Below are 3,432 nucleotides of genomic sequence, written 5' to 3'. Positions count from 1 at the left end.
CCGTATGGAGTTTATATGCTGACCGCCGTCGGCGCCGGTCTGATCTGCTATGGCCTCTACCTGATGGTGAAGGCCAAAGTCGCGCGGATGTAAGCCGCCGGCCGACGCGGCCGGCTCCTGCTCCTGCTCCTGCTCCACTGACCTGGGGGAACGGCCGGCCCGCCCAGGAGCCGCCAGGAGCGCGTCAGTCATCTCATGACCTGACCGGTACAGAATCACATGACGGCTCAGGAACCACGCAACCGGCATACCCACGAAACCGTCGACTAGCCTGTATGTCCTTGCCGGACGCCCGTTCCGGGCTGAAAATGGTGCCGTGGCCGCCTGCCGACGCCGTACTTCTATGGTTCTTTGAGGCCGTCGACTAGCCGGGCGTTGGGGGTCACGCTGTGGGCCCTTCATTGTTTCTTTGCCGAGAACGCGGATTAGATTCCGATTTTTCCGGTGATCCCCACAGGTGGCCGCGTCGATCATCGACAGGTTCGCACGTGAGGAGATGAACAGGATCATGTTGGCCGAGTCCCAGGATGAGGAACAGATCATCGCCAGGGTCGCCGGGATCGACATTGGCAAGGCTGAACTCGTCTGTTGTGTCCGGGTCCCCGCGGAAGGGAACTCGAAGAAACGGTTGCAGGAGGTGTCCACGCATTCGACGATGAGCCGGTCGCTGGCGGAGCTAGCCAACCATCTGGTGGACCTGCGGATCGAGCGGGTGGTGATGGAGGCGACCTCCGATTACTGGAAACCCGTATTCTACCTTCTCGAGGCGCACGGGCTCGAACCGTGGCTGGTCAACGCCCGGGACGTGAAGCACCTGCCGGGGCGGCCCAAGACCGACGTTCTCGACTCCGTGTGGCTGTGCAAAGTCGCCGAACGCCAGATGCTCCGGCCCAGTTTCGTCCCACCCGCCCCGATCCGCCGGCTCCGGGACCTGACCCACTACCGGATTGATCTGGTCGGCACCCGGACGGCGGAGAAGAACCGGGTCGAGAAACTCCTCGAGGACGCGTGCATCAAGCTCTCCGTTGTCGCCTCAGACATGTTCGGGGTGTCCGGCCGGCAGATGATGGCCGCGCTCATCGCCGGCGAACGCAACCCGAAAGTCCTCGCGCAGCTGGCACGGTCAAGCATGCGCAGAAAGATCCGCGAACTCGAAGAGGCGTTCACTGGCCTCTTCGATGACCACCACGCCTTCCTGCTGGCCCGGATGCTGGCCAGGATCGAGGCGCAACTTGCCCCTTTCGCCGCGGCGGCGGAACGCCTGGATGAGATCCCGGGCATCGGCCCCGTCGCCGCCGCGATCATCCTGGCCGAAATCGGGGTCGACATGTCCCGGTTCCCGACCGCGGGACACCTATGTTCCTGGGCGAAATTCTCCCCGGGCATCAACTCCTCCGCCGGGAAGACCAAGGGAAACGGCTCGACCGGGCACGGCAACCGCTATCTCGCCCGGATCCTAGGCGAAGCCGCCGTCGGTGCCGGCAGAACGGATACCTTCCTCGGCGAACGCCACCGGCGCCTGGCCAAACGGCGGGGCAAGAAACGCGCCATCGTCGCCATCGGACGCTCCATCCTGGTCATCATCTGGCACCTCCTGCAGGACCCGGAAGCGCGGTTCCATGACCTTGGCGCCGACCACTTCAGCAGCCGCACCAACCCGGACGCCAGGAAGCACAACCACGTCCGCCAACTCGAAGCCCTCGGCTACACCGTCACCCTCACACCAGCAGCCTGACGCCCCACCTTCATACCCGCAACCAACCCGTCAGACCACGACGGGCCCACCAGTGCGAGCCCGCCGCCACCAGGGTCACCTCATTTTCGGATTAGACTACATATCAGCGCCTGACGAGATGCATGGCAATCAGCCCGGCGCTGACTTCAAGTGAGACATCGCCGGCGGCCACACCCAGCACGAGATCAAATGCCGCATCAGTGGCGAAGTCGTGCCGGTAGCCGTTGATCCAGAGCATCAGCACCATCAGCGTCCATGCCGTGCGTTTGTTGCCGTCGATTAGAGGATGGAACCGGGCCACCGAATCCAGGAGGGCAGCTGCCTTCATGGGCAACTGCGGATAGGCCTCCGCACCCAAGACAGTTGTTGCCGGCCGGGCTAAAGCCGAGGCAAGTAGCCCAATGTCGCGGATATGGAACCCGTACCGGTCAACGACCTGCAGTGCATCCTCAATCTCGAGGTACGCGGTCACGCATCCTCAAGGCGGGTCAGGAGCTCCGCGTCATGGCTCATGACGAAATCCAGCCCCTCGCCGATGTCCCGACGGCGCCGGTGGCGCTGCAGCACAAGCTCGGCACCCTGAAGCAGCAACGCAGACTTGGAGGTATGTTCCTCGGCAGCCAGTAGGTCCAATCGCCGGTCCAGCTCTTCGGGAACACGCAGATTCATAGCCATACATTTATGGTACCAAACCAGTACCGACGCCTCAGGGTATCCAACTAGTGGGAGAACACCTCTGCTGCGTACCGGCAGGTGACGAAGGGTCCATTATCGGCGTTGCAGAAGGAGCCCGGAAGGCCCGAGCCAGCCCTTACGTAGAGAGCCGGGACCCCTCCGGCAGCAACGATTGAAGGATGTTCTCAACTTCCGAGCCTTACCCGAGAACGCGGCGGCGATCATCTCGCCGTCCCGCATCGGCGGACCACAGTTTCGTATTAAACGCGTGACCTGCCGCGAATGAAGTGGATGACCAAGACGACCACGGCGATGACCAAAAGTATGTGAATTAACCCGCCGCCTATGTTTCCGAGCAGGCCGAGAAGCCAGAGAACTGCGATAACGATAGCTATCCAAAGCAGCATGAGAGTCTCCTTTAATACCCCGCGAAAATCGTGTGGTGCGTAACACCATATGTCAGGATCGGGTTGTTGCAAATGGCAAAACGATAAGGCTTGACACCATCCGATCGGCAGCCTGAAGCATTTGTGGCACCTCGATTCACCGCGGAAGAAGACGTGCGCCCCCGCTCGCCGCCCCCGGGGCCCGGGGTACTAGCAGACGAGGTTGCGAGAGCAGAAAAGTGCAAGGAAGCCGAAGGTGGCAAACGCTTAGAACCCCAGCCAGCCGGAACCCCATCCCCCGACGGGCGGGACCTTGGCGACCAGGCCTGGGCCCGCATCCGCTTCGACCTCATCCTCGCACCCGCCGAGGTCTAAAGATGCCCGAGGGCCAGGGTGTGCACATTGTGCACACCCTGCTTTGGCTCAGCAGCCACGTGTGGACACTGTCCACTCCCCTTTGGACGGACAAACGGCCCCAGCCCCTCCCCTCGCGGCGACAGAAAGACGCGAACCGAGGAGAAAAAACTTGAAGAAATTTCCCTCTAGGTGCGTGGGTCGGTAATTGTTTGAGGGTTCCTCAGGTTTGAGCCGTAATGGCCCGAGGCCGGTTTCCTTGTCTTGGAAAGGTGCCGGCCT

4 protein-coding genes are annotated in these 3,432 nt (G+C 62.2%); 1 reads left to right on the top strand and 3 read right to left on the bottom strand.

From position 1 onward, the window contains the following. Positions 1–508 precede the first annotated feature (508 nt). Positions 509–1,735 (top strand): IS110 family RNA-guided transposase, encoded by a 1,227-nt coding sequence (locus tag NG696_RS00050; RefSeq protein WP_252573452.1) that lies wholly within the window; start codon positions 509–511, stop codon positions 1,733–1,735. 103 nt (positions 1,736–1,838) lie between these two features. Here the strand turns inward: NG696_RS00050 and NG696_RS00045 are convergent, their stop codons facing one another. From NG696_RS00045 to NG696_RS00035, 3 genes are all read right to left on the bottom strand, one after another. After that, entirely contained in the window at positions 1,839–2,207 is a 369-nt protein-coding gene (locus tag NG696_RS00045; RefSeq protein ID WP_252573450.1) for a type II toxin-antitoxin system death-on-curing family toxin, read from the bottom strand. Beyond that, a complete protein-coding gene (locus NG696_RS00040) occupies positions 2,204–2,410 on the bottom strand; it encodes a ribbon-helix-helix protein, CopG family (RefSeq protein WP_252568774.1) in 207 nt (68 codons plus the stop codon). The genes NG696_RS00045 and NG696_RS00040 overlap by 4 nt, the downstream gene beginning before the upstream one ends. Positions 2,411–2,670: 260 nt before the next feature. After that, positions 2,671–2,817: a lmo0937 family membrane protein gene (locus NG696_RS00035; RefSeq protein WP_185263372.1), complete on the bottom strand. Its 147-nt coding sequence runs from the start codon at positions 2,815–2,817 to the stop codon at positions 2,671–2,673. Between the last annotated feature and the right edge of the window lie 615 nt (positions 2,818–3,432).

Source organism: Pseudarthrobacter cellobiosi (genome assembly GCF_023913755.1).
GTDB classification, from domain to species: Bacteria; Actinomycetota; Actinomycetes; order Actinomycetales; family Micrococcaceae; genus Arthrobacter; species Arthrobacter cellobiosi.
This window is presented reverse-complemented; position numbering and strand designations above follow the sequence as displayed.